We start from the raw sequence: 23,461 nt of genomic DNA on the forward strand, positions 1-23,461 counted from the left end.
CAAATTCTAGAAGCGGCAGGGCGACTGCCGCAAGGCGAAATTACTGGCAAGGAGGTGCCCGAATGCGCGTCAGGGTGGTGGTCGGGGCGCCGGGCGCTGAAGGAGCATGCTCGGCCTCACTGCGCCACGGCGGACCTGATGCGACCGACGGCGGCGTCGACGCCCGTCCAGGCCGGCTTGTCCGGGGCAAATTGCTGACGGAGATAGGCGACGAGTTCGGCGAGCTGGACGTCGCTGAGATGCTCCTTGAACGCCGGCATGTAGCCGAGGTCGGACGAGGCCGGCTTCATGATCCCGTGCAGGATCACCTGGATCAGATTGTCGGGTGTGGCGCTGTGCAGGTTGCTGTTCAGCGCCAGCGAAGGCCGGCTGCCGAACAATGGCAGGCCGCCGACCTCGTGACAGACCGCGCAGGCGCCGAGATAGAGCCGTGCCGCCGGAGACGGCGTCGAGGTCACCTTGGTGCGCGCTTCCAACTCCGCGGCCATCGCCTCCAGCTTCGCTGCCGCGGGCGAGGGCGTCTGGAACGAGGCGAGATAGATCGCCATGGTCCGAATGTCGGCATCGGGCAGCGTCGCGAGATCCTTGACGATCGGTGCCATCGGACCGGCGGCCACGCCATGGAAGCGCGACTGACCGGAGCGGAGATAAGTGTAGAGCTCGTCCTCGGTCCACGGGATCGGGGCACTCGAGAGCGAGGTCAGCGCTGGGGCTTCCCAGCCATCGGCGAAGCCGCCAGCGAGATATGCGTTGCGTTGCTCGGCGCCGAGCGCGTTGCGCGGCGAGTGACAGGCGCTGCAATGGCCGAGGCTTTCGACGAGATAGAAGCCGCGATTCCACTGCTCTGATCGTGTTGGATCACGCCTGAACGGCTGCGTGTCGTGAAACAGTGCATTCCACCCGGCGACCAGCGGCCGCAGGTTGAACGGGAAGCGCAGCGCGTTGTCCGGCGCCTGCTGTCGGACCGGTGCCTGTGCCATCAGGTAGGCGTACAGCGCCTGCAGGTCGGCATCATCGGTTCGTGCGAAATGCGTGTAGGGGAACGCCGGATAGAGCTGCCGGCCGTCGCGATGCACGCCCTCGCGCATCGCGCGCTCGAAGGCGGGATAGGACCAGGCGCCGATCCCGGTCTCGACGTCGGGCGTGATATTGGTGCTGAACAGCGTGCCGAACGGCGTCTCCAGTGCGCGGCCGCCGGCATTGATCAGGCCGCCATCCGCGGTATGGCAGACCGCGCAATTGCCGAGTGCCGCGAGCGCCTCCCCGCGCGCGATCGTCGCAGCGGAATAGACCGAGGGATCGGGGCGGGTGATCGGCGCGATGGCGCGCCAGGGCAGCACGGCGGCGGCGACGCCGATCGCCGCGGCGCAGGCCGCGACGGCGGTGGCGATCACGCCGCCCCGCTTGGCAAAGGGCTTGAGCCACGTGGTCGCCGGTCTTTCGGGGGCGGGCAGCGACTGCGGCGCCGGCGTCTCCACCCGTTCGCCGCGCAGTCCTTTCAGGATGCGCTCCGGCGTGAATGGCGGCTCGCGGAAGCGGACGCCGGTGGCGTCGTAGATCGCATTGGCGATCGCGGCGGCGCTTGGCACGGACGCGGACTCGCCGACGCCGAGCGGCGGCTGATCCGGTCGCGGCAGCATCAGCACGTCGATCTCAGGCACGTCGGGGAAGGTGATGATCGGATAGGCGCCCCATTCCCGCGCCGCGACCTTGCCGCGCGTGAAGGGAATCTCCTCCATCAGCGCCCGGCTGGTGGATTGGATGACGTTGCCTTCGATCTGGTGGCGTACCCCGTCCGGATTGATCATCAGGCCGGAGTCCTGGCCTGCGATCACCCGCGTGACGCTGACATCGCCGGTCGTCGTATTCACGGCGACATCGGCGATCCAGGCCGACCATGCCGCGCCGTAGCCGGGAAACTTGCTGTGGACGTAGAGCGCGTAGGCGAAGCCGCGGCCATGGACGACGCCGTTCTCGGGCGTCTTCTCTTCCCGCACGGGGCGCGGCGTCCAGCCGGCGCGTTCGGCCACGGCGTTCACGAGATCACGCGCGCGCTCGTCTTTCAGATAGCGCAGCCGGTATTCGATCGGGTCGACGCCGGCCTCCGCAGCGAGCTCGTCGATATAGGACTCGTGCGCGAAGGTATTGGGCAGCGCCGAGACGCCGCGGATCCAGGAGGCGCGCACGATCGGCGGCATGTCATGCGCTGTGATGCGCATATGGTCGTAATCATAAGGCGGAATGGCGGTGCGGTCGCCCATCTCGAACACGGCGGGCTCCGGCGCGATGCGGCCGGTGAGCAGCAAGGCCAGCGTCGGCGCGCCGTTCGAGGGATAGCGCGTGGCGAATTCATAGGCCGCAACCGAACCGTCGGCATTGAGGCCGCCATTGACGTCCATCAGCTGCGCGGTGCCTTTGGGCTCCCACAGATGCTCTTGCTCGCGCGTCAGCTGCACGCGCACCGGGCGGCCGACCGCACGCGACAGCAGCAGCGCATCGGCCGTGACATCGTCGGCGCAGTTGCGGCCATAGCAGCCGGCGGCCTCCAGCCGGACCAGCTCGATGTGATCCTCTGGACAGTCGATCAGCATGGCGAGATCGCCGCGCAGGATGTGCGGATTCTGCGTGCCGGAATAAATGCGGATCTGCCCGTCGCGATAGTCGGCGACAGCGCAGGACGGACCGATCGAGCCGTGCATCTGATAAGGCCAGAGATAAGTCCGCCGCATCGGCTTGGCGGCGCCGGCGATGGCGGCATCGACATTGCCCTTGTCGAGCAGCCGTCGCGGCTCGGACGGATTGGCCCGCAGCGCGTTCTCGACATCGTCGAGATCGCGCAAGGTCGGCACCGGCTTCCAATTCACCTCGAGGCGCTCGGCGGCCAGGATCGCGTTCTCCTCGCGCTCGGCGACGACGCCGATGAAGTCGCCGATGACGACGACGTCGATCAGGCCCGGGACGCCGCGCACCGAGTCTCTGTCGACGTCAAGCAGGCTGGTGCCGATGAACGGTCCGGCATCGACGCCGGCATAGGGTGGGCGCACGACGCGGCCGTGCAGCATGCCGGGCACGCGCACGTCATGTACGTAGGTGAGCTCGCCGGTCGCCTTCGCCGGCAGATCGACGCGCGGCACCGAGCGGCCGACGACCTGATAGTCGTTCACCGACTTGACGATGATATCGTCGGCGAGCGCGAGGCTGATCGTCTCATCGCCGATCAGTTCGCCATAGCTGAGGACGCGGTTGTTGGGCCCGCGGATCAGCCCGTCCTCGACCGTCAAATCCTGAACGTCGAGGCCGAGCTGCGTGGCCGCTCGCGCCAAGAGGAAGGCGCGCGCCTGCGCCGCCGCCTTGCGCAGGGGCACGGCGGTGATCTGAATTGTCTCGCTGGCGATGGTCGCGCCCTGGTTCGGCACGACCGCGGTGTCACCGAGCACGACCACGACGCGGGCGAAGGAGACGTCGAGCTCTTCTGCAACGATCTGTCCCAGCGCGGTGCGGATGCCGGTGCCGAGATCGACATGGCCGTTGAAGGCCGAGACCTCGCCTGCCGCCGTGATCCGGATGAAGGTTTCGAACCGGCCATTGTTGCCGGCCATGGGACGCTCGACGACCAGCCAGCCGCGAGGCATGTCTTCGTCCTTGGTGAGGCGATCGTTCATCAGTCCAGCGCCTCGAGCGTGTGGCCGGCCGCCCGCATCGCCGCGCGGAGGATCTCGACATGGGCGCCGCAGCGGCAGAGATTGTAGCGCAGCGCCTGCTTGATCTCGTCGCGTGACGGATTGGGCTTGATCGCCAGCAGCGCCTTGGTCGTCATGATCATGCCGTTGAGACAATAGCCGCATTGCGCAGCCTGCTCGGCGATGAAGGCCTGTTGCACCGGATCGGGCGCCTCGCACGAGCCCAGCCCTTCCAGCGTGGTGACATCGCGGCCGATGCAGCCTTCCACCGGAATGACGCAGGAGCGGGCGGCGCGGCCGTCGATCAGCACGGTGCAGGCGCCGCATTCCCCCAGGCCGCAGCCGTATTTCGGACCGTTCAGGGCGAGGTCGTTGCGCAGCACATGAAGCAGGGGCGTGCCGGGCGCGGCGGCGACGTCGTGCGCCCGTCCGTTCACGGTCAGCCGAATCGTTGCTGGCGTCATGCCCTTCTGTCGTCCGCTATGCTATCGTTAACGAGGATGCGATGGCGATCGCTCCGAGCGTATCGTTTGTGTACTAACATGCAAGTGCCACGTTTTGCGCTGCAGCGTATGCACGATTTGTCGTCATTGTGCAGGGCAAACTGATCGTTTATCCGGCAATCGTGCTTTTCGTTCGCGGTGGCGCTTGACAGCCGGCGGAGGGGCGCGACATCATTCGTGTACGAACGAATTGCCGCGGCGTGTGGACGTTTGCCGCCAGCTCCGCTTCAAGATAGGCTTCTCTGCATGGTGACCGAAACGGCGAGCGACGGTGCCGCGGACAAGATCCGCTGCGATGCCTGTCCGGTGATGTGCTACATCAAGCCGGGCGCGGCAGGTGCCTGCGACCGTTATGCCAATCAGGACGGTGTGCTGGTGCGCGTCGATCCGCATATCCTGCTGGAGCGCACGGTGTCGCATGGCGGCAAGCTGGTGCCGTTCCAGGCGAGCGGCGACTGGGACGGCAAGATCGTGCATCAGCCCGAGCTGTTCGTTACCGCGATCGGCGCCGGCACCACCTATCCGGACTACAAGCCGGCGCCGTTCATTGTGTCGTCGGTGGTCGATGGCGTCGACATGGTCACGGTCGTGACCGAGGGCATCTTCAGCTATTGCGGCGTCAAGGTGAAGATCGACACCGACCGCTATCTCGGACCGGAAGCGGCGACGGTGCGCGTCGACGGCGAGGCGGTCGGTCACGTCACGACCAGCGAATACGGCTCGCAGATGCTGTCGCTCGGCGGCGTGCATCATCTCACCGGCGGCTCCAAGAAGGAGGGGCGTGTCACCTGTGACGCGCTGATGGACCTCAGCAACCGCAAAGCCGTGGAACTCGTGGTCGACGGGGGCTCCAGCGTGATCGTGCAGGCGGGGCAGTCCCCGATCGTCAACGGCGTCAAGGAAGAGCGCATGCGCGTCGGCTGCGGCTCGGCCACGATCGGCATGTTCGCCAAGCAATGGCAGGGCAAGGTCGACGAGGTCGTCGTGGTTGATGATCACATCACCGGCGTTCTGTCGGAGCACCAGGCCGGCAAGCTGCTCGACATTCCTGCGACCGGCATCAAGATGAAGGGACGCCGCTCGACGCCGGGCCGCTACTTCCAGGTGGCGCAGCCCGGAACCGGCTGGGGCGGCACCGACATCTCCGATCCGCTGTCGATCCTCGGGCCGTTCGATCCGAAGACGGCGAAGCCGGGAACGACGCTGCTGATGGTGTCCACGACGGGCGAGCATGCCGGATACTACGTGCTCGACGAGACGCTCAGGCCGGTGCAGCGCGAGATGCCGCCGGAGCTGCAGTTCTCGGTCGAGCGCATCCAGGAGAACTGCGAGCCGGCGCTGTGCACCGTGCTGTTCATGGCCGGTGCCGGCGGCTCGCTGCGCGCTGGCGTCACCGACAATCCGGTGCGGCTGACGCGTTCGGTCAAGGATACGCTGACGCGGGTGACGAGCGGCGGTGCGCCGGTCTATGTCTGGCCGGGCGGTGGCATCACCTATATGGTCGACGTGACCCAGATGCCGGCCGGCGCCTTCGGCTATGTGCCGACGCCTGCGATCGTCGCGCCGATCGAGTTCACGCTGAGGCTATCGGATTATGCGGCGCTCGGCGGGCACATGGACTACGTCCAGCCGCTCGCTTCGCTGAAGGATGTCAGCAAGGACATTCGCCAATTGCCGTGGCCGAGGCCGGGCGCATGAGCCGGCGGCCACAGATCGCCTTGTTGCCCGACCGGCGGCTGCATCTGCAGGACGGCCCGATCGATCTGATCATCGGCGCAGATGCGGCCGATGGCGATATTGGTGCGGCCTATCGTGCGGCGGCCGAGCGTTTCACGGGTCTCTTGGACGAGCTGTGTGCCGAACTGTCCGATCTGCGCAGGGGAGCCGATCACGATCGATGCCAATTAAAAGGTGTCGTCGCGAGGCGGATGCATGCGGCCGTGTCGCCGTTCGCGCGCGAAATGTTCATCACGCCGATGGCCGCGGTTGCCGGGAGCGTCGCCGAGGAGATCCTCGGCGCCATGTGCGGCGCGGCGAAGCTGACGCGGGCTTATGTCAACAATGGTGGTGACATCGCACTCCATCTGCGGGATGCCGCCACCTTCAGCGTCGGGCTGATGGACCGTCCCGACGGCGCGGGCGTGATGCGGAGGATGACGCTTCGTGCTGCCGACGCGATCGGCGGTGTCGCCACATCGGGCCGCCACGGTCGCAGCTTCTCACTGGGCATTGCCGATGCGGTGACGGTGCTCGCGCGTAGCGCAGCGCAGGCCGATGCGGCTGCGACGGTGATCGGCAACGCGGTCGACCTTCCGGGTCATCCGGCCGTGCTTCGCCGACCTGCGTGCGAGCTGCAACCGGAGAGCGATCTCGGTGACCGCCTCGTCACATGCGAGGTCGGAGAGCTCCGTGATGTCGAGGTTGCCGAAGCGCTGGCCGCGGGCGAGCATCGTGGGCAGTCGCTGCTGTCGGCCGGTCTGATCGAAGGCGCTGTTCTGCAGCTCCGCGGCAACATTCGCGTTGTCGGTCCGCGCGCGCTCGAGATCGTTCGTCGGCCGCAGTTGCGGGCGGCGGCGGCGTGAGGTTTGATGCATGATGTGCCAGAATACGAAGGGTCGACGATGAGCGCCGTCATCAGAAAGATCGTGACCGTGGTCGAGGAAGTCCATCAGGAGATGGGCCGGACCGTGTCGCCGCCGACGCGGCGCGCGGCGGCGGTTGCCGTGATCGAGAATCCGTTTGCCGGCCGCTATGTCGAGGACCTGTCGCCGCTGATCGCGATCGGCGAGGAGCTGGGCGCGATGCTGGCCAAGCGCGCGGTTGCCGCGCTCGGCATCGAGGGCCCGGCCGCGCACAGCTATGGCAAGGCGGCGGCCGTCGGCAGCGACGGCGAGCTGGAGCATGCGGCCGCGATCCTGCATCCGAAGATGGGGGCGCCGGTGCGCAAGGTGCTCGGCAAGGGCGCGGCGCTGATCCCCTCGTCGAAGAAGCGCGGCGGCGTCGGCTGCACGCTCGACATTCCGCTCGGCCATAAAGATGCGGCCTTCGTGCGCAGTCATTTCGACGGCATGGAGGTGCAGATCAACGACGCGCCGCGCGCCAATGAGATCATGGTCGCGCTCGCGGTCACCGACAGCGGCCGTCCGCTGCCGCGCGTCGGCGGGCTCACGGTCGCCGAGATCAAGGGCGAAGACGGTCTACGGTAATTCGACTCAACATGGAGGCTGAAGGGATGCGACGGAGAACGATGCTTGCGGCAGGCCTGGGCCTTGCCGTCGCGGGACTGACGGGCGCGGCGCGCGCCGAGGACGTCATCAAGATCGGCGAGATCAACAGCTATTCGCTGCTGCCGGCGTTCACCGAGCCTTATCGCAAGGGCTGGCAGCTTGCGGTCGAGGAGGTCAATGCAGCCGGCGGCATCAACGGCAAGAAGCTCGTCGTCGTCTCCAAGGACGACAGCGGCAAGCCGGCCGATGCGCAGACCGCAGCCAACGAACTGGTCTCGAGCGAGAACGTCGCGATGCTCGCCGGTACGTTCCTGTCGAACATTGGCCTCGCCGTCAGCGACTTCGCCAACCAGAAGAAGGTGTTCTTCCTGGCGGCCGAGCCGCTGACCGACGCCATCACCTGGGCGAAGGGCAACAAATACACCTTCCGCCTGCGTCCGTCGAACTACATGCAGGCGGCGATGCTGGTGGAGGAGGCTGCCAAGCTTCCCGCCAAGCGATGGGCCACCATTGCGCCGAACTACGAATATGGCCAGTCGGCCGTCGCGGTGTTCAAGAAGCTCTTGTCGGAGAAACGGCCCGACATCCAGTGGGTGGACGAGCAGTGGCCGCCGCAGGGCAAGATCGACGCCGGTCCGGTGGTGCAGGCCGTCGCCGCCGCCAATCCGGAGGCGATCCTCAACGTCACCTTCGGCGCCGATCTCGTGAAGCTGGTCCGCGAAGGCAACACCCGCGGCCTGTTCAAAGACCGCAAGGTCGTCAGCTTCCTGACCGGCGAGCCGGAATATCTGGATCCGCTCAAGGAGGAGACGCCCGAGGGCTGGATCGTCACCGGCTATCCCTGGTACTCGATCAAGACGCCCGAGCACGACGCGTTCCTGAAGGCGTATCAGGCCAAGTACAACGACTATCCGCGGCTCGGCTCGATCGTCGGCTACCAGACCATCAAGTCGGCGGCCGCCATTCTCGCCAAGGCCGGCTCGACCGATACCGACAAGCTGATCGCCGCGGCCGAGGGACTGTCCGTGCCGTCGCCCTTCGGTGAAATCACGTTCCGTAAGATCGACCACCAGTCGACGCTCGGCGCTTACGTCGGCAAGACCGCGCTGAAGGACGGCAAGGGCATCATGGTCGACACTGTCTACCGCAAGGGCTCGGACTATCTGCCTGGTGACGCGGAAGTCGGCAAGCTCCGGCCGAAGGACTGATCCACACGATCCTGCTTCTCCCTCTCCCGCAGGGGGAGAGCGGGCGGGGTGAGGGAATACGACGCCTGATCTACAGGTTCGGGCCGAGATCCCTCACCCCACGCTTGCTCGTCAGCTCTCTGAAGGAGCGCCCGAGCGCAAATGCGGCTCATCGATTCGACGATCTCCTCATGCGGACCGCCCATGGCCTTCTACTTCGTCCAGTTCCTGACCGGCCTTGCCAGTGCAGCCTCGCTGTTCCTGGTGGCGTCGGGACTGTCGATCATCTTCGGCGTCACCCGCATCGTGAATTTCGCCCATGGCGCGTTCTACATGCTCGGCGCCTATGTGGCCTTTTCGCTCACTGAGAGGCTGTCCGGTCCGCTCGGCTTCTGGGGCGGCATCGTCGTGGCGGCGCTCGCGGTCGCCGCCATCGGCGTGCTCGTCGAGGTCGTGCTGCTGCGCCGGATCTATCACGCGCCGGAGCTGTTCCAGTTGCTCGCGACCTTCGGCTTGACCCTGATGGTCGAGGATCTCGTCGTGCTGATCTGGGGACCGGATGATCTGGTCGGCCGCCGCGCGCCGGGATTGAAAGGTGCGGTCGATTTCTTCGGTCAGAACATCCCGAGCTACGACCTGTTCCTGATCGCGCTCGGTCCGATCGTGCTCGGTGTGCTCTGGTTGCTGTTCCAGCGCACCCGCTGGGGCATCCTGGTGCGCGCGGCGACGCAGGACCGCGACATGGTCGCGGCGCTCGGGGTCAATCAGAAGTGGCTGTTCACCTCGGTGTTCGCGGTCGGCGTCTTCCTCGCCGCGCTCGGCGGCGCGCTGCAGATTCCGCGCGACGCGGTCCATCACGCGATGGATCTGCGCATCATCGTCGAGGTGTTCGTGGTCGTCGTGATCGGCGGCCTCGGCAGCATCCTCGGCGCCTTCGTCGCCGCCGTGCTGGTGTCGGAGCTCAATGCCTTCGGCATTCTCATCTTCCCCACGATCTCGCTGATCCTCGTGTTCCTGGTGATGGCCGTCGTGCTGGTCGTGCGGCCTTGGGGCCTGTTTGGCAAGAAGGAGGCGCCGGCGCGGCGCACACCCGGTCTCACCGTCATTCCCTGGCGTCCGCTGAGCTCGGTCGAGCGGCTGGCGTCTCTCGTCGCGCTGGCGCTGGCGGCGATGCTGCCCTTCATCGCCGGCAACTACGCGCTGACCGTCGGCGCCGAGATCGCGATCTTCGTGATCTTCGCGGCGTCGCTGCATTTCCTGATGGCGGTCGGCGGGCTCGCCTCGTTCGGTCACGCCGCCTATTTCGGCCTCGGCGCTTACGGCGTCGCCTTCCTCGCGAAGATGGCGGGGCTGCCGATGATCGCCTGCCTCTTGCTGGGGCCGCTGCTCGGCGCGCTTGGTGCGGCCGTGTTCGGCGCCTTCGCCGTCCAGCTTTCGGGCGTGTATTTCGCGATGCTGACCTTGGCCTTTGCGCAAATCGTGTGGTCGATCGCGTTCCAATGGGTCGCGGTCACCGGCGGTGACAACGGCATTCTCGGGCTCTGGCCGGAGAAATGGGCCGCGTCGCCGTCGCATTTCTACTGGCTCGCGCTCGGCGTCTCCGCGTTGGTCGTCAGCGTGCTGCGTCTGATCACCTTCTCGCCGTTCGGCTACGCCTTGCGCGGGATGCGCGACTCTCCGCTGCGCAGCGAGTCGATCGGCATCAACGGCAAGCGCATCCAGTGGACGGCGTTCATCATCGCCGGCACGACGGCCGGCCTCGGCGGTGCGCTGTTCGCCTATCTCAAGGGCAGCGTCTTTCCGGACAACATGGGCATCTCGCTGTCGGTCGATGCCCTGGTCATGGTGCTGCTGGGCGGCGTCGAGACGGTGCCCGGCGCGATCTTCGGCGCCATCGTCTACAAGGCGCTCAACATCTGGCTGGTCAGCCAGACCGACTGGTCGAAGCTCGTGCTCGGCATCTTCATCGTGCTGATCGTGGTGGTGTTCCCGAAAGGCATCGTGGGCGTGGTCGAAACCGTCATGCATCGGCGCCGCGCAGCGGCCCCCAAGGGGGGGGCGCTGTCGGCCAAGATGGAGGGCGCACAATGAGTCTCGGCGTGTCGCTGCTCTCCGTCGAAGGCCTGTCGAAATCCTATGGCGGCATTCACGCCGTCCGCAACGTGTCGTTCACGCTGCAGGCCGGCGAGATCCTCGCGCTGATCGGGCCGAACGGCGCCGGCAAGAGCACCTGCTTCGACATGCTCAACGGCCAGAACGTGCCGGACAGCGGCCGCATCACCGTGATGGGGCAGGAGACCACGGGGCGCAAGCCGCGCGAGGTCTGGCGGCTCGGAGTCGGGCGGACCTTCCAGATTACCGCGACCTATCCGACCATGACCGTGCGTGAGAACATCCAGGTCGCGCTGGTCTCGCATCATCGCCGCCTGTTCGATTTCTGGAGCCCGATGCTTGCCATCGAGCGGGACGAAGCAGATCGCCTGCTCGATCTCGTCGGCATGGCCGGCTATGCCGAGCGTCCCTGCGGCGAGCTCGCCTATGGCGACCTCAAGCGGCTGGAGCTCGCGATCGCGCTCGCCAACCAGCCGAAGCTGCTGCTCATGGACGAGCCGACCGCCGGCATGGCGCCGCGCGAGCGCGTCGAGTTGATGCGGCTGACCGCCGGAATCGCGCGTGAGCAGTCGATCGGCGTCCTTTTCACGGAGCACGACATGGACGTGGTGTTCGAGCATGCGGACCGCATTCTCGTGCTCAATCGTGGCAGTCTCATTGCCGAGGGATCGCCAGCCGAGGTGCGGGCCAATCGCGAGGTGCAGGCGATCTATCTCGGCGAAGGCCTGCTGTATGATGCCGATCATCGCGAGGGAGCTCCGGCATGAAGCTGTCCGTCGCCAATCTCAACAGCCACTACGGTCCTGCGCATATCCTGTTCGACATCGGCCTCGAGGTCGGCGAGGGCGAGGTGGTGGCACTGCTCGGGCGCAACGGCGCCGGCAAATCGACGACCTTCCGCTCGATCGTCGGCCTGGTCGAGCTGCGCGAAGGCCAGATCATGTTCGAGGGCAAGGACATCTCGTCCGCGCCGACCCATGAGATCGTTCGCGCCGGCCTCGGCTATGTTCCGGAAGAGCGCAGAATCTTCACCGAGCTGACGGTGGAGGAGAATCTCGAGGTCGGGCGCCAGAAGCCGCGGCCCAATGCCCCGCAATGGACCCGCGAGAAGTTGTATCAGCTGTTTCCCAATCTCGGCGAGATGAAGAGCCGCCCGGGCGGCCGCATGAGCGGTGGTGAGCAGCAGATGCTGACCATCGCCCGCACGCTGATGGGCAATCCGTCGCTGGTCCTGCTCGATGAGCCCTCGGAAGGCTTGTCGCCGAAGATCGTGGAGCAGATGGTCGATGCGATCCTGACCATGAAGAAGGAAGGCGTCTCGCTGGTCGTCTCCGAGCAGAACCTGCATTTCGCGAAGCTGATCTCTGACCGTGCCTACATCATCGAGCGCGGTCGCATCTGCTTCTCCGGCACCATGGCCGAGCTCGACGCGCGGCCCGACATCCGCGACGCGCATCTGTCGATCTGAGGCGAGGAAAGATATGGCCAAGAGCGCCCCGCTGAAGCGGTCGACAAAAGCGGCGACCAAGACGACGCCGAAGCCACAGGCCAAGCAAGCCGCGAAGGCTGCGCCGAAGCCGGCCCGCACGGCCTATGTGCTGGACGACCAGATCGGCTTCATCCTGCGGCAGGTGTGGCAGCGCCACACCATGATCTTCGCGCGCGACATCGGCAGCAACCTGACGCCGACGCAATGGGCGGCGCTGTCGAAGCTGGTCGAGACCGGACCGTGCTCTCAGAACCAGCTCGGACGGTTCACGGCGATGGATGTCGCGACCATCAAGGGCGTGATCGATCGGCTGACGGCGCGCGGTCTCACTGAAACCAGCCCGGACCCGCAGGATGGTCGCAGGCTGTTGGTCAGCCTGACCCGCGCCGGCCAGCAGCTCGCGGAGAAGACCGCACCGCTCGCGCTGGCGATCTCCAAGGAAACGCTGGCGCCGCTCGATGCGAAGGAACGCGAGACGCTGCTGGGGTTGTTGAACAGGCTGCGGTAGTCGCCACGAGCGCAGGTCGTGTAGGGTGGGCAAAGACGCATTCGCGTAGCGAATACGTCGTGCCCACCATCCATGCTGCGACGAAGACGCTGGGTGCGTCGCACACGGTGCTGGCGCGTCGCGCGCGCCTTTGCCCAACCTTGCTACGCAATCTTCATCAAACTCACGGCGTCATTGCGAGGCGCCCTTGCGCCGAAGCAATCCAGAGCTTCACATGCGGCCCTGGATTGCTTCGCTGCGCTCGCAATGACGGCGGAGAAAGCCGGTCGATCCTACTTCGCCACGATCTCCGGGATCTTCGTGGCCGGCGGCGTGTTCCGGCTGCGCTGGGTGCGGACGATGCCGTCGATGATGGTCATGCCGATGCCCGGGAGGTCGCCGAGCTGGACGCTGTCGAGCAGCGTCTTGGCCGGCGAGTGCTGCGCCTTGTCCATGATGACGAAATCGGCGGAGCGGCCGATTTCGATCAGGCCGCAGTCGAGCTCGCGCATCCGCGCGGTGTTGCCGGTGGCGAAGCAGAACGCGATCTCGGCCGGCACGTCGCCGAGCGAGGACAGCAGCGACACCATGCGCAGAATGCCGAGCGGCTGCACGCCGGAGCCGGCCGGCGCGTCGGTGCCGAGGATGACGCGGTTGAGCTCGTTCATCTCGCGCGCGGTGCGCAGGGTGAACAGCGCCGAGCGCTCATTGCCGTTGTGCACGAGCTCGAGCCCGGCCTTGCAGCCCTCGCAGATGCAGCGGATCTGATCGTCGGGCAGGGCGGTGTGGCCGCCATTGATGTGTCCGATGACGTCGGTGCCGGCCTCCAGCACGATGTCCTTGTCGATCAGGCCGGAGCCGGGGATCGAGGGGCCGCCGGTGTGGATGGTGCTCTGGATGCCGTATTTGCGTGCCCAGCCGACCATCTTGCGTGCGGTGGGGCCATCCTTGACGCCGCCGAGACCGACCTCGCCGAGCAGCTTGACGCCGGCCGCGGCGAGCTCCTTGAAATCGTCCTCGACCATCTCGCATTCGATGACGGGCGCGCCGGCATGCACCTTCACGCCGCCGGGCCGCAGCGTCCAGAACGCGCGCTGCGCGAAGATCGCCATCGCCTTCAGGCCGACGACGTCGCGCGGACGGCCGGGCATGTGCACCTCGCCGGCGGAGATCATCGTAGTGACGCCGCCATGCAGATAGGAGTCGATCCAGTTGGTCTGGTTCTGCCGCGGCGTCCAGTCGCCGGCGACGGGATGGACGTGGCTGTCGATGAGGCCCGGCGCCACCGTCGTGCCATGGGCATCGACGATGGTCGTCGCGCCTTCGGTGTCGAAGTCCTTGAAGCGGCCGATTCCCGTGATCTTGCCGTTCTCGGCGACGATCGTGTCGGCATCCAGGATGGGCCGTTCCAGCGCGCCGGACAGCATCAGGCCGATGTTGCGGATGACCAGCTTGCTGGGACCGGTCGCTTGCGGCGCGTCATGGGCCATCGGGATATCCTTCTCTCCTGGCAAAGCATTTGCGGCAGTCTGCGCCTGCACGCGGCGCAGCATCAAGCCGGTTTCGGTCATTCGTACACGAATGATCAGGGCCGGCAAGCTGCGGCCTGCACGAAGATTTGGCGCGGGTTGCCTACCCTTCAGACACAGCGCGGGCCCTATGAGTGCGGCTTCGGTCGCGTGTTCGACATTCCCGTCCCCTGTGCTTGTGGCGGTGGTCTACGCGCTGGTGATGAACCACACCCCTCGACGTTGCTGCCGCAATCCGGCATCACCTCGTGCGATTCTTTTGCGACGTCGGTGACGGCAATGAGCGACGACCTTCACACGATCAGCGCGGGCGGCATCACTGCCGCGGTCAAGGCTGATGGCGCCGAGCTGTGCTCGTTGAAGACGGGCGGGGGCCTGGAGTTGCTTTGGCAGGCCGGAGCCGTCTGGCCGCGCCATGCGCCATGGTTGTTTCCGATCGTCGGCCGACTCAAGAATGACCAGCTCCACCACCGCGGCCAGACCTATCCGATGACGCAGCACGGCTTCGCCCGCGACCTCCGATTCACTTGGCTGGAGCGCGGGGCCGAGTCATGCGTGTTGCAGCTGACCGACAACGAGACGACGCGGGCGCGCTATCCGTTCGCCTTCCGTCTCACGGTGAGCTACCGGATCACCGCTGATGCGCTGGACGTGGCGGTCGAGATCGCCAACCCCGGCGCGGAGGTTCTGCCCGCCTCGTTCGGCGGCCATCCCGCCTTCAACTGGCCGCTGCTCCCCGGCCAGCCGAAGGAGAGCTATCGGCTGATTTTTGCAGAGCCGGAGCCGGCGCCGATCCGCCGTCTGACTGGCGGTTTGCTGCGCGAGCGGCCGGAGCCCTCACCGATCGAGGGGCGCGTTCTCCCGTTGAGCGAACGTCTGTTCGACGACGATGCCGTGATCCTCGATCAGCCGGCCAGCCGTTCGGTTCGCCTCGTCGGAACCACAGGACCGGCGCTTGAACTAACTTGGGATCATTTTCGTCAGCTTGGAATCTGGTCGAAGCCCGGCGGCGTGCCCTTCCTGTGCATCGAGCCGTGGCGCGGTTTCGCCAGTCCGCTCGATTTCGACGGCGAGTTCGCGGCCAAGCCCGGCGTCATGCACATCGCCCCGGACTCTGCAGAGACGCTGCGATGCCGCATCCGGGTCGACGGATTGGTATGACTGATGCTCGCAGCGCCCATTTGCGTGCACAGCGGTAACTGTGACTCGCAGTTTTGGGCCTGGAAATGACGGCGCCGTGACCTACATCAGAGACGAGCGCGGAACTTTGGCTATGATGCGTCGAACGACCGGCGGTTGGTGGGCGCTTTCTCCGAACTGATAACGGTCGATCATCGAACATGATGTGCGGCGTGATGTCAGGCGCTCTTAGCTGGCTCTTGCAGCCGGGCAGCGCTGCGAGTTCGCCATCAGCCGGCGTGCAGAGATCTCGCGGCGGGGCGCGTAAGTGGCGTTACCCGGGGAACGGGAGGATGGGATGGTGTTGAGAGCTGTTATCGGCACGATTACATGCGCCGTGTTGCTCACGGCGAGCGATGCTGTGGCGGGGGCCTATCGGCCGGGTGACTTCCTCAAGCTTGATCTGTCGAAGGCCGTGTTGTCGCCGGAGCCGCTCGGCCCCGAGGCGCATTTCGAACCTGTGCCTATCGAAGCCAAATCAGATCGACCTGCGGTCGCCGTCCGTTCCGCGATCGACCCGGACGAGCGCTCCGGCATCCCGCGCGCCGTCGCCACCCGGCGCGCTCATGGCACCAGGACGGCCGAGCGGCCCCGCGGCGCCGCTCGCACCAAGCTCGTCCATCGGCGCGGCAATCCGCTGGACGCGCAGGCGATGGATACGCGCATCCAGACCTGGCCGTGCCGGCCCGGCAGCGGCGGCATCTGCAACTGGCGCTGAGCAGACAGGCTCGGCGTGCGCCTGCACGCCGGAACCGACCTCCCGACATCTTGATTGAGGTGGATGCCGGCTCGCTTGAACTCGCAAGCGGAGCGACGGCAAGCTGAGCACTTCCCGCCAAGGTCTTGATGTTTCGAGGCTGCCGCCGGCGTTCGCTGGCGAGTGGTTCGCGCGATTCCAGGAGAATTCATGAACGCCATCGACACCCAGGGTATTCGTCTGCCCAAGCTCGGGCTCGGCACCTTTCGCATGCAGGGCACCGTCTGCCGCGAGGCCGTCGAGAGCGCGCTCGCGCTCGGGTACCGCCACATCGATACTGCCGAGATGTACGCCAATGAGGATGCGATCGGCGCCGCGCTTGCGGCCGCGTCTGTACCGCGGGCTGAATTGCATGTCACCACCAAGGTCTGGCCGGAGAACCTTGCGCCGGATGCGATCCGCCGCGCGTTCGACACGAGCTTGAAAAAGCTCAGGCTGGAGTTCGTCGACCTCTATCTCATCCACTGGCCGGCCAAGGGAATGGACCTGCCGGCCGCGCTGGAGACACTGTTGAAGCTGAAGGAGGAGGGGCGCACGCGCGCGGTCGGCGTCGCCAATTTCACCGTCGCGCTGCTGAAGCAGGCGGTCGAGGAGATTCGGGCGCCAGTGGCGTGCAATCAGGTCGAGTATCACGTGATGCTCGATCAGTCGAAGCTGATGGCTTACATGGCGAGCCGGTCAATTCCCCTGGTGGCTTATTGCCCGCTGGCGCAGGGACGCGCCGCCGCCGACGAGACGTTGGGGGCCATCGGCAGGAAGCATGGCGCCAGCGCCGCCCAGGTCGCGCTGAAATGGCTGTTGGACCAGGATGGGGTGGCGGCGATCCCCAAGGCAGCGCGCCCGGAAAGTCAGCGGGCGAACTGGGATGCGATGAAGCTTCAACTCGATGATGAGGATCGTGCCACCATCGCGTCCCTCCCGAAGGACAAGCGCTTCGTCAATCCGGCCTTTGCGCCGGACTGGGATCGCTGACGACCGTGCCATCGGCCCGGGGTGAATGGACCACAGAAAATGGCCCCTTGCGGGGCCATTGCTGCGGCGAAGTCCGCGGATCAGTCGCGCTTGATGATCACGGTGCGGTCATGATGGCGGTGGAGCGGCCGGACATAGCGGTGAGGCCGGTACTCACGATGCATGCGGTATTCGGCGTGGGAGCGATCCCAGCCGTGGTGGTAGTGATGGCCGCCACGCTTGATGACCACCGTCTCGGCGTTGGCGATCGACGGTGCCGCGAGCGCGACGACCGCAAGGGAAGCGAGCGCGAGAGCGATTTTCTTCATGTTGTCCTCCAGAATGAAAGTGCGGGATCAACTTGAAGTGTGAAAGAACGTTCCGCAGGACCTTCCACGAAGTTGCTGAATACACGTTCAGATTTGGTCTTCACGCTTGCGGGCGAGCTGCGTCTCGAGCCTGCCGCGTCAGTCGCACTTCCTGAGCGCTGGCGTCGGCTTGCCGTTGGCGACGAAGCGCGCCTCGCGAATGGTATAGCTGCCGTCCTCGCCACGATTGAACACCGAGCGGATGCCGCCGTCCGTCGTCTTGATGATCCCATTCTCGCGCGTCTGGCGCGCCCTCGACAGGACGATCGAGAGGACTAGAGTCTGGTCGGGTTCGATCCGCGCGGTGGCGACCTCATTGACGTCGGAGGGATCATGGTCGCGGCGATAGACCAGGCTGCCGTCCGGCGAGATCTCGTAGGAGATGATGGCGCCGCGGCCTCTGACCGGAGGCGCACTGCAATCAGCAGCCCAGGTTCCGATCAGGCCCCACGCACGTGCCACCTCGGCCGTATCGTCCGCCGAGGCGGCCGGCGCAAAGGATGATGCGAGCAGGAGGATTGCGAGCAGGCGTTGGGAGATCGAGGTCATGGGGTCTCGCAGGAATGTCGTCCGTCCATCTTAATGCACCGCGTCAACGGCGCAATGTCGGACCTGCGAGATAGGCCCGAAGCGTCGATCTTCCGGTGCGGGTCTTGCCGGAGCCGCCGACAAGGCGCATGCTATCGGCAACTACAAATAAGATGTGGGGGAGGCCGAGCATGTCCGCGCTGTCGCGCCGTCATTTCCTGTTGTCTTCCGGAGCGGCCGCCATGGCTGCGGTGTCGGGCCCGGCTCACGCGGCGATGGGGCCGGCCGACAAGTTCGACCTTCTCATCAAGGGCGGCGACGTCATCGATCCCAGCCAGGCCCTGCGCGGCCGGCGCGACATCGGGATCCGCTGGGGCGTGGTCGAGGCCCTCGAACCGGACATTCCGGTCGAGCGTGCGCTGCGGTCGATCGACGCTGCCGGCCGGCTGGTGATGCCGGGCCTCATCGACCTCCACAGCCACGTCTATCCCTATGGCTCGGCGATCGGGATTCCGCCGGACGAGCTCGTGCAATTCCAGGGCACCACGACGGTCGTCTCGGCCGGCGATGCCGGGGTGAACAATCTGGCGGCGCTGCGCCGCTTCATCGCCGCCCAGTCGCGCGCCCGCATCTACGCCTTCGTGCATATCGCCAACAATGGTCTGTCGGCATTTCCGGTCGCGGAGCTCTATAACATCGACAACGCCCAGGTGGATGCCTGCGCCATGGCGCTGGCCGAGAACCCGGACTTTCTGCTCGGCGTCAAGGTGCGGATGTCGGAGAACGTGATCTTCAAGCATGGGCTCGAGCCGCTGAAGCGCGGCATCAAGGCCTGCGAGTTGTGCGGCTGGCCGGCGCGGATGATGGTGCATATCGGTGGCGTCGAGACCGGTGAGTTGATGTCGCAGATCCTGGACCTGCTGCGCCCCGGCGACATCCTGACCCATGCCTATTCCGGCGCGCCGAACATGGGCGGCGCCTTCACCAACATCGTCCAGGACGGCAAGCTGCTGCCCGCGGCGCTCGCCGCCAAGCAGCGCGGCGTGCTGTTCGATGTCGGCCATGGCGGCGGCAGCTTCGATTTCACCGTGGCCGAGGTCGCGATCCCCGGCGGCTGCGGCCCGGACACCATCTCCTCCGACATCCACGTGTTCTCCGGCAACAGCCCGGGCATGCCGTTCCTGCCCAACGTGATGGCGAAATTCATGGCGATGGGACTCTCGCTGGAGCAGGTGGTGAGCATGGCGACCTCGGCGCCGGCCAAGATCATCAACCGTGCGCCGAAGATCGGCAGCTTGCAGGTCGGCGCGCCGGCCGACGTCGCAATCATGGACCTGGTCGAGGGTCCCGTCAGCTTCGTCGATACCCGCGGCAACAAGCGCGAGGGCAAGCTGCAGCTCAAGCCGGTGCAGACGGTGATCAATGGCGTGCCGTTCGGACGGCCCTACCAGTCGCCATTTTCGGTGCGATGAGCAGCGCGCGATCACTCGATCGCGCGCGTCCGCTCCACATTGGACGAGCGCAGTGGCACGCCGAACTCCTCCCGGCAGACGTCGGCGAGCACCGCGATGCCCTCGCGGATGTCCTGATGCGAGGGGCTGGCGAAGCACAGCCGCAGGCGGCTCCGCGCATGCGCGGCGTCGGTGGACCATTCCGGTCCCGGATTGATCGACACGCCGCGCTTGAGCGCGGCCTGTGACAGCTTCATCGCGTCAACCTGGTCCGGCAGCTTGAGCCAGAGGAAGATTCCGCCCTTCGGCGCCTCGAACTCGGCGGCGGTGCCGAACTCGGCGTTGAGCGCCTCGATCAGGGTGTCCAGCTTGGCGCGCAGGCCCCGCACCAGCTGCGGCACGTGGGTCGCGAAATGCGGCCTGCAATATTCCGCAAGCACCATCTGTTCCAGCGCGCCCGAGCCGGCATCGGTCTTGAGGGACAGCAGCACCGACATGATCTCCCAGGGGGCGACCAGGAAGCCGACCCGCAACGCGGGCGCGACCGACTTCGAGAACGACCCGAGATGGATCACCCCGCCATGGTCGGACATGCCGTGGATCGCGCGGGGCCGTTTGCCATCCCAGATCAGGTCGGCGTAGCAGTCGTCCTCGAACACCGGTACGCCATAGGCGCGCGACAGCCATAGCAGCTCGGCCCGGCGGCTTTCCGGCATGATGGTGCCGGTCGGGTTCTGTACCGTCGGAATGGTATAGATGTATTTCGGCCGAATGCCGCGATCCCTTAGATCGGCCAGCACCGTCGCCAGCGCATCCGTTCGCATGCCGTCGCGGTCGAGCGGGATGCCGATGACCTTGACGCCCAGTCGCGCCAGCCGCGTCAGCGTGCCCTGGTAATTGTCCTGCTCGACCAGCACGGTGTCGCCGCGCGTGAGCAGCGCCTGGTTGACGAGGTCTAGGCCCTGCAGCGAGCCCGAGAGGATCATGATGTCGTCGGCGCGCGCCGACATGCCGGCGTCCCGCGTCAGCTTGGCGGCAAGGAAGTCCCGTAGCGGCCGGTAACCTTGAGGCCCATGCGCGAGGCCGTAGGTAGCCAGCGCGCGTCCCTCGCGGGCGAGCACGGCGTCGGCGGCCGCGCGCAAGCCCTCCACGGGCACGGCATCGGCGTCGTTGTTGCCACCGACGAAGCTGTATTTTGCGAGTCCCGTCCAGCGCGCGGCCGGTGCGGGCAGGCCGGGGCTGAGGAGGGGTGCAAAATCGAATGCGGCCATGAGGCGCGGCTCCCTTGTTCTCGATTTGAGGCGACTTTAAACAGATACCGGGGCGCTTGTCCTCGCAGGGTAGGTCCTTTTCCCGGGGGAAGGCGACCTTCGAACGGCGGTTCCACCGCTCTGGCGCGCGCCTGCGATCCCGGCTAAAGCAGCCCGGAAAAGCAGCGAGACTTGCAATGGCCGACTCGATCCAGGAAGTTCTGTACGCCTTCGCCAAGGGTGAGATGGTCGTCGTGACCGATGACGACGACCGCGAGGGCGAGGGCGATCTCATCGTCGCCGCCTCGCTCTGCACGCCCGACAAGATGGCGTTCATCATTCGCCATACCTCGGGCATCGTCTGCGCGCCGATCACGGCCGACGACGCGCGGCGGCTGCGGCTCGACCCGATGGTCGCGCACAATGATTCCAACCACACCACGGCCTTCACCGTCTCGATCGACTACAAGCCGGACGGTGGCACCGGCATCTCGGCCGAAGAGCGCGCTTCCTGCTGTCGTGCGCTCGCCAACCCGAATGCCGGCGCCGCTGATTTCGCGCGCCCCGGCCACATCTTCCCATTGATCGCGCGTGACGGCGGCGTGCTGCTGCGCTCCGGCCACACCGAGGCGGCGGTCGATCTCTGCAAGCTCGCGGGGCTCCCGCCGGTCGGCGTCATCTCCGAGTTGATGAACGACGACGGCACGGTGATGAAAGGCGAGCAGGTCGTTCGTTTCGCCGCGGCCCACAATCTCAAGCATGTCACCATCGCCGATCTGATCTCGTACCGGCAGGCGCGCGAGAAGCTGATCGAACGGGTGTCGACCTTCACGACCGACAGCCCGATCGGGCCGCTGCAGGGCTTCGCCTACCGCTCGCCGTTCGATCCGATCACCCACGCCGCGTTCGTCTATAACGGCATCGGCGACGGCAAGAACGTGCTGACGCGGCTGCACAAGCCCAACATCGTGAAGGATCTGATCGCAGGTCCGCAGCGTATCCAGGCGGTGCTGCAGCACTTCAAGCAGGCCGGTCGCGGCGTGCTGATCTATCTGCGCGACGGGGCGGCCGGCGTTCCCGTCGAGCCGGTCGAAGAGCCGCACACCGCGGAGGCCGATCGCCATCGTCAGTGGCGCGAGGTCGGCGTCGGTGCGCAGATCCTGCGTGATCTCGGCGTGACCTCGATCCGGAACCTGACGTCGTCGGCGCATGACTACAAGGGCCTGTCGGGTTTCGGCATCGAGATCGTCGCCAACGAGCGGCTTGAAGGCTGAACCTCCAGGATTTAACCTCTAGACTGCTGCGACCCGTGCGCAGCGAGACGCGAAAGGACCATTCATGAGCGCGCGCCCTCAGGCAAAGGACAAGCCGGCCCAGTCGAGCTTCCAGTGGGACGATCCCTTCCTGCTGGACGATCAGCTGACCGAGGACGAGCGCATGGTGCGTGACACCGCGCGCGCCTACGCCCAGGACAAGCTGCTGCCGCGCGTGACCAAGGCCTATCTCGAAGAGAAGACCGACCGCGAGATCTTCAACGAGATGGGCGAGCTCGGCCTGATCGGCATCACCTTGCCGGAGGAATATGGCTGCGCCAATGCGAGCTACGTCGCCTATGGCCTGGTGGCGCGCGAGATCGAGCGGGTCGATTCCGGCTATCGCTCGATGAATTCGGTGCAGTCCTCCCTGGTGATGTATCCGATCTACGCCTATGGCGACGAGAGCCAGCGCAAGAAGTATCTGCCGAAGCTCGCCAGCGGCGAATGGGTCGGCTGCTTCGGCCTCACCGAGCCGGATGCCGGCTCCGATCCGGCCGGCATGAAGACGCGCGCCGAGAAGGTCGCCGACGGCTACCGCCTGACCGGCAGCAAGATGTGGATCTCGAACGCGCCGATCGCCGACGTGTTCGTGGTGTGGGCCAAGTCGGCCGCGCATGACAACCAGATCCGTGGCTTCATCCTCGAGAAGGGCATGAAGGGCCTGTCGGCGCCGAAGATCGGCGGCAAGCTCTCCTTGCGCGCCTCGATCACCGGCGAGGTGGTGATGGACGGCGTGGTGGTGCCGGAGAGCGCGCTGCTGCCCAACGTGTCCGGTCTGAAGGGGCCGTTCGGCTGTCTCAACCGCGCCCGCTACGGCATCTCCTGGGGCGTGCTCGGCGCCGCCGAGGATTGCATGCATCGCGCTCGCCAGTACACGCTCGACCGCAAGCAGTTCGGCAAGCCGCTGGCTGCCACGCAGCTGGTCCAGAAGAAGCTTGCCGACATGGAGACCGAGATCGCGCTCGGCCTGCAGGCCTCGCTTCGCGTCGGCCGCCTGATGGACGAGGGCAAGATGGCCCCGGAGATGATCTCGATCGTCAAGCGCAACAATTGCGGCAAGGCGCTCGACATCGCCCGCGTCGCGCGCGACATGCACGGCGGCAACGGCATCTCGATCGAGTATCAGGTGATGCGCCATGCCGCCAACCTCGAGACGGTCAATACCTACGAGGGCACGCACGACGTCCATGCGCTGATCCTCGGCCGCGCCATCACCGGCATCCAGGCGTTCTTCTAGTCTTCGTCGTTGCGGGGGCTCTGCAGGAGTCCCCAACGTCATCGTCCGCCCCGGGTCTCGCCTTTGGCGAGCTTGAGGACAGGCTCCAGCGGACGATCCGGCTCGGAAACAACAGGATCAGTCGAGATGGTGCGGCGTACCGAATGCCCCGCCTGCGCGGGGCATGACGTCCGAGAAACGGGTCATCAAGTGCCCGTCGAAAGATGAGGC

20 protein-coding genes are annotated in these 23,461 nt (G+C 66.2%); 14 read left to right on the forward strand and 6 right to left on the reverse strand.

The genetic code is table 11. The features are described from left to right. Nucleotides 1–116: 116 nt before the first annotated feature. Together QX126_RS17170 and QX126_RS17175 are read right to left on the reverse strand one after the other, a co-directional pair. Nucleotides 117–3,662 (reverse strand): molybdopterin cofactor-binding domain-containing protein, encoded by a 3,546-nt coding sequence (locus QX126_RS17170; RefSeq protein ID WP_409999105.1) that lies wholly within the window; start codon nucleotides 3,660–3,662, stop codon nucleotides 117–119. Beyond that, on the reverse strand, nucleotides 3,662–4,144 hold the full coding sequence (locus QX126_RS17175) for a (2Fe-2S)-binding protein (protein ID WP_315782484.1): 483 nt from the start codon (nucleotides 4,142–4,144) through the stop codon (nucleotides 3,662–3,664). Before QX126_RS17175 ends, QX126_RS17170 begins: the two co-directional genes overlap by 1 nt. 285 nt (nucleotides 4,145–4,429) lie before the next feature. Between QX126_RS17175 and QX126_RS17180 the strand changes: the two genes are divergently transcribed. From QX126_RS17180 to QX126_RS17215, 8 genes are all read left to right on the forward strand, one after another. Beyond that, nucleotides 4,430–5,881, forward strand: coding sequence for a 6-hydroxynicotinate reductase (locus QX126_RS17180; protein WP_315782486.1), 1,452 nt, complete (start codon nucleotides 4,430–4,432; stop codon nucleotides 5,879–5,881). Further along, the gene (locus QX126_RS17185; protein WP_315782488.1) at nucleotides 5,878–6,765 is read left to right on the forward strand and encodes a UPF0280 family protein; all 888 of its coding nucleotides are present in this window, start codon (nucleotides 5,878–5,880) and stop codon (nucleotides 6,763–6,765) included. Before QX126_RS17180 ends, QX126_RS17185 begins: the two co-directional genes overlap by 4 nt. A 39-nt stretch (nucleotides 6,766–6,804) precedes the next feature. Then, nucleotides 6,805–7,389, forward strand: a complete 585-nt coding sequence (locus QX126_RS17190; protein ID WP_315782490.1) for an amino acid synthesis family protein — start codon at nucleotides 6,805–6,807, stop codon at nucleotides 7,387–7,389. Nucleotides 7,390–7,415: 26 nt separating this feature from the next. Then, the gene (locus QX126_RS17195; RefSeq protein ID WP_315740915.1) at nucleotides 7,416–8,618 is read left to right on the forward strand and encodes an ABC transporter substrate-binding protein; all 1,203 of its coding nucleotides are present in this window, start codon (nucleotides 7,416–7,418) and stop codon (nucleotides 8,616–8,618) included. Between the two features lie 183 nt (nucleotides 8,619–8,801). Next, the gene (locus QX126_RS17200; RefSeq protein WP_315782492.1) at nucleotides 8,802–10,688 is read left to right on the forward strand and encodes an ABC transporter permease; all 1,887 of its coding nucleotides are present in this window, start codon (nucleotides 8,802–8,804) and stop codon (nucleotides 10,686–10,688) included. Further along, nucleotides 10,685–11,476 (forward strand): ABC transporter ATP-binding protein, encoded by a 792-nt coding sequence (locus QX126_RS17205; protein ID WP_315740913.1) that lies wholly within the window; start codon nucleotides 10,685–10,687, stop codon nucleotides 11,474–11,476. The genes QX126_RS17200 and QX126_RS17205 overlap by 4 nt, the downstream gene beginning before the upstream one ends. Then, a complete protein-coding gene (locus tag QX126_RS17210; RefSeq protein WP_315740912.1) occupies nucleotides 11,473–12,177 on the forward strand; it encodes an ABC transporter ATP-binding protein in 705 nt (234 codons plus the stop codon). Before QX126_RS17205 ends, QX126_RS17210 begins: the two co-directional genes overlap by 4 nt. 13 nt (nucleotides 12,178–12,190) lie before the next feature. Continuing rightward, the gene (locus QX126_RS17215) at nucleotides 12,191–12,706 is read left to right on the forward strand and encodes a MarR family winged helix-turn-helix transcriptional regulator (RefSeq protein WP_315740911.1); all 516 of its coding nucleotides are present in this window, start codon (nucleotides 12,191–12,193) and stop codon (nucleotides 12,704–12,706) included. A gap of 272 nt (nucleotides 12,707–12,978) precedes the next feature. Here QX126_RS17215 and QX126_RS17220 read toward each other — a convergent pair whose 3' ends face one another. Next, on the reverse strand, nucleotides 12,979–14,175 hold the full coding sequence (locus QX126_RS17220; RefSeq protein ID WP_315782494.1) for an amidohydrolase family protein: 1,197 nt from the start codon (nucleotides 14,173–14,175) through the stop codon (nucleotides 12,979–12,981). 318 nt (nucleotides 14,176–14,493) lie between these two features. On the opposite strand from QX126_RS17220, the gene QX126_RS17225 reads away from it, so the two are divergent. The 3 genes from QX126_RS17225 to QX126_RS17235 all read left to right on the forward strand — a co-directional run bounded on the left by QX126_RS17225 (nucleotide 14,494) and on the right by QX126_RS17235 (nucleotide 17,122). Continuing rightward, nucleotides 14,494–15,375 carry an aldose 1-epimerase family protein gene (locus QX126_RS17225; protein ID WP_315782593.1) on the forward strand — a complete coding sequence of 294 codons (882 nt, stop codon included), beginning with the start codon at nucleotides 14,494–14,496 and terminating at the stop codon, nucleotides 15,373–15,375. 316 nt (nucleotides 15,376–15,691) lie between these two features. Next, on the forward strand, nucleotides 15,692–16,111 hold the full coding sequence (locus tag QX126_RS17230) for a hypothetical protein (RefSeq protein ID WP_315782496.1): 420 nt from the start codon (nucleotides 15,692–15,694) through the stop codon (nucleotides 16,109–16,111). A gap of 189 nt (nucleotides 16,112–16,300) precedes the next feature. After that, nucleotides 16,301–17,122, forward strand: coding sequence for an aldo/keto reductase (locus tag QX126_RS17235; RefSeq protein ID WP_315782498.1), 822 nt, complete (start codon nucleotides 16,301–16,303; stop codon nucleotides 17,120–17,122). Between the two features lie 80 nt (nucleotides 17,123–17,202). On the opposite strand, the gene QX126_RS17240 is transcribed toward QX126_RS17235, so the two are convergent. Both QX126_RS17240 and QX126_RS17245 read right to left on the reverse strand, forming a co-directional pair. After that, nucleotides 17,203–17,430 carry a hypothetical protein gene (locus QX126_RS17240; RefSeq protein ID WP_315758055.1) on the reverse strand — a complete coding sequence of 76 codons (228 nt, stop codon included), beginning with the start codon at nucleotides 17,428–17,430 and terminating at the stop codon, nucleotides 17,203–17,205. Between the two features lie 138 nt (nucleotides 17,431–17,568). Further along, a complete protein-coding gene (locus QX126_RS17245; protein WP_315740906.1) occupies nucleotides 17,569–18,018 on the reverse strand; it encodes a hypothetical protein in 450 nt (149 codons plus the stop codon). A gap of 170 nt (nucleotides 18,019–18,188) precedes the next feature. Here QX126_RS17245 and QX126_RS17250 point away from each other — a divergent pair, with 170 nt between their 5' ends. Then, a complete protein-coding gene (locus tag QX126_RS17250; RefSeq protein WP_315740905.1) occupies nucleotides 18,189–19,469 on the forward strand; it encodes an amidohydrolase/deacetylase family metallohydrolase in 1,281 nt (426 codons plus the stop codon). Between the two features lie 11 nt (nucleotides 19,470–19,480). On the opposite strand, the gene QX126_RS17255 is transcribed toward QX126_RS17250, so the two are convergent. Continuing rightward, entirely contained in the window at nucleotides 19,481–20,719 is a 1,239-nt protein-coding gene (locus QX126_RS17255) for a PLP-dependent aminotransferase family protein (RefSeq protein ID WP_315774181.1), read from the reverse strand. A 176-nt stretch (nucleotides 20,720–20,895) separates the two neighbouring features. Here QX126_RS17255 and ribB point away from each other — a divergent pair, with 176 nt between their 5' ends. Beyond that, the gene (gene ribB / locus QX126_RS17260; protein WP_315740903.1) at nucleotides 20,896–21,972 is read left to right on the forward strand and encodes a 3,4-dihydroxy-2-butanone-4-phosphate synthase; all 1,077 of its coding nucleotides are present in this window, start codon (nucleotides 20,896–20,898) and stop codon (nucleotides 21,970–21,972) included. A 64-nt stretch (nucleotides 21,973–22,036) separates the two neighbouring features. Further along, nucleotides 22,037–23,251 (forward strand): acyl-CoA dehydrogenase, encoded by a 1,215-nt coding sequence (locus QX126_RS17265; RefSeq protein ID WP_315715517.1) that lies wholly within the window; start codon nucleotides 22,037–22,039, stop codon nucleotides 23,249–23,251. Nucleotides 23,252–23,461 lie beyond the last annotated feature (210 nt).

Origin of the sequence: Bradyrhizobium sp. SZCCHNPS1003, from assembly GCF_032381555.1 — a bacterium.
Taxonomy (GTDB): domain Bacteria; phylum Pseudomonadota; class Alphaproteobacteria; order Rhizobiales; family Xanthobacteraceae; genus Bradyrhizobium.

Coding starts and splice junctions, on each gene's coding strand:
- QX126_RS17225 (WP_315782593.1), top strand. CDS start 14,494: ATGAGCGACGACCTTCACACGATCAGCGCGGGCGGCATCACTGCCGCG.
- QX126_RS17205 (WP_315740913.1), top strand. CDS start 10,685: ATGAGTCTCGGCGTGTCGCTGCTCTCCGTCGAAGGCCTGTCGAAATCC.
- QX126_RS17230 (WP_315782496.1), top strand. CDS start 15,692: ATGGTGTTGAGAGCTGTTATCGGCACGATTACATGCGCCGTGTTGCTC.
- QX126_RS17175 (WP_315782484.1), bottom strand. CDS start 4,144: ATGACGCCAGCAACGATTCGGCTGACCGTGAACGGACGGGCGCACGAC.
- QX126_RS17215 (WP_315740911.1), top strand. CDS start 12,191: ATGGCCAAGAGCGCCCCGCTGAAGCGGTCGACAAAAGCGGCGACCAAG.
- QX126_RS17265 (WP_315715517.1), top strand. CDS start 22,037: ATGAGCGCGCGCCCTCAGGCAAAGGACAAGCCGGCCCAGTCGAGCTTC.
- QX126_RS17180 (WP_315782486.1), top strand. CDS start 4,430: ATGGTGACCGAAACGGCGAGCGACGGTGCCGCGGACAAGATCCGCTGC.
- QX126_RS17220 (WP_315782494.1), bottom strand. CDS start 14,175: ATGGCCCATGACGCGCCGCAAGCGACCGGTCCCAGCAAGCTGGTCATC.
- QX126_RS17210 (WP_315740912.1), top strand. CDS start 11,473: ATGAAGCTGTCCGTCGCCAATCTCAACAGCCACTACGGTCCTGCGCAT.
- QX126_RS17185 (WP_315782488.1), top strand. CDS start 5,878: ATGAGCCGGCGGCCACAGATCGCCTTGTTGCCCGACCGGCGGCTGCAT.
- QX126_RS17250 (WP_315740905.1), top strand. CDS start 18,189: ATGTCCGCGCTGTCGCGCCGTCATTTCCTGTTGTCTTCCGGAGCGGCC.
- QX126_RS17170 (WP_409999105.1), bottom strand. CDS start 3,662: ATGAACGATCGCCTCACCAAGGACGAAGACATGCCTCGCGGCTGGCTG.
- QX126_RS17235 (WP_315782498.1), top strand. CDS start 16,301: ATGAACGCCATCGACACCCAGGGTATTCGTCTGCCCAAGCTCGGGCTC.
- QX126_RS17195 (WP_315740915.1), top strand. CDS start 7,416: ATGCGACGGAGAACGATGCTTGCGGCAGGCCTGGGCCTTGCCGTCGCG.
- QX126_RS17240 (WP_315758055.1), bottom strand. CDS start 17,430: ATGAAGAAAATCGCTCTCGCGCTCGCTTCCCTTGCGGTCGTCGCGCTC.
- ribB (WP_315740903.1), top strand. CDS start 20,896: ATGGCCGACTCGATCCAGGAAGTTCTGTACGCCTTCGCCAAGGGTGAG.
- QX126_RS17190 (WP_315782490.1), top strand. CDS start 6,805: ATGAGCGCCGTCATCAGAAAGATCGTGACCGTGGTCGAGGAAGTCCAT.
- QX126_RS17200 (WP_315782492.1), top strand. CDS start 8,802: ATGGCCTTCTACTTCGTCCAGTTCCTGACCGGCCTTGCCAGTGCAGCC.
- QX126_RS17255 (WP_315774181.1), bottom strand. CDS start 20,719: ATGGCCGCATTCGATTTTGCACCCCTCCTCAGCCCCGGCCTGCCCGCA.
- QX126_RS17245 (WP_315740906.1), bottom strand. CDS start 18,018: ATGACCTCGATCTCCCAACGCCTGCTCGCAATCCTCCTGCTCGCATCA.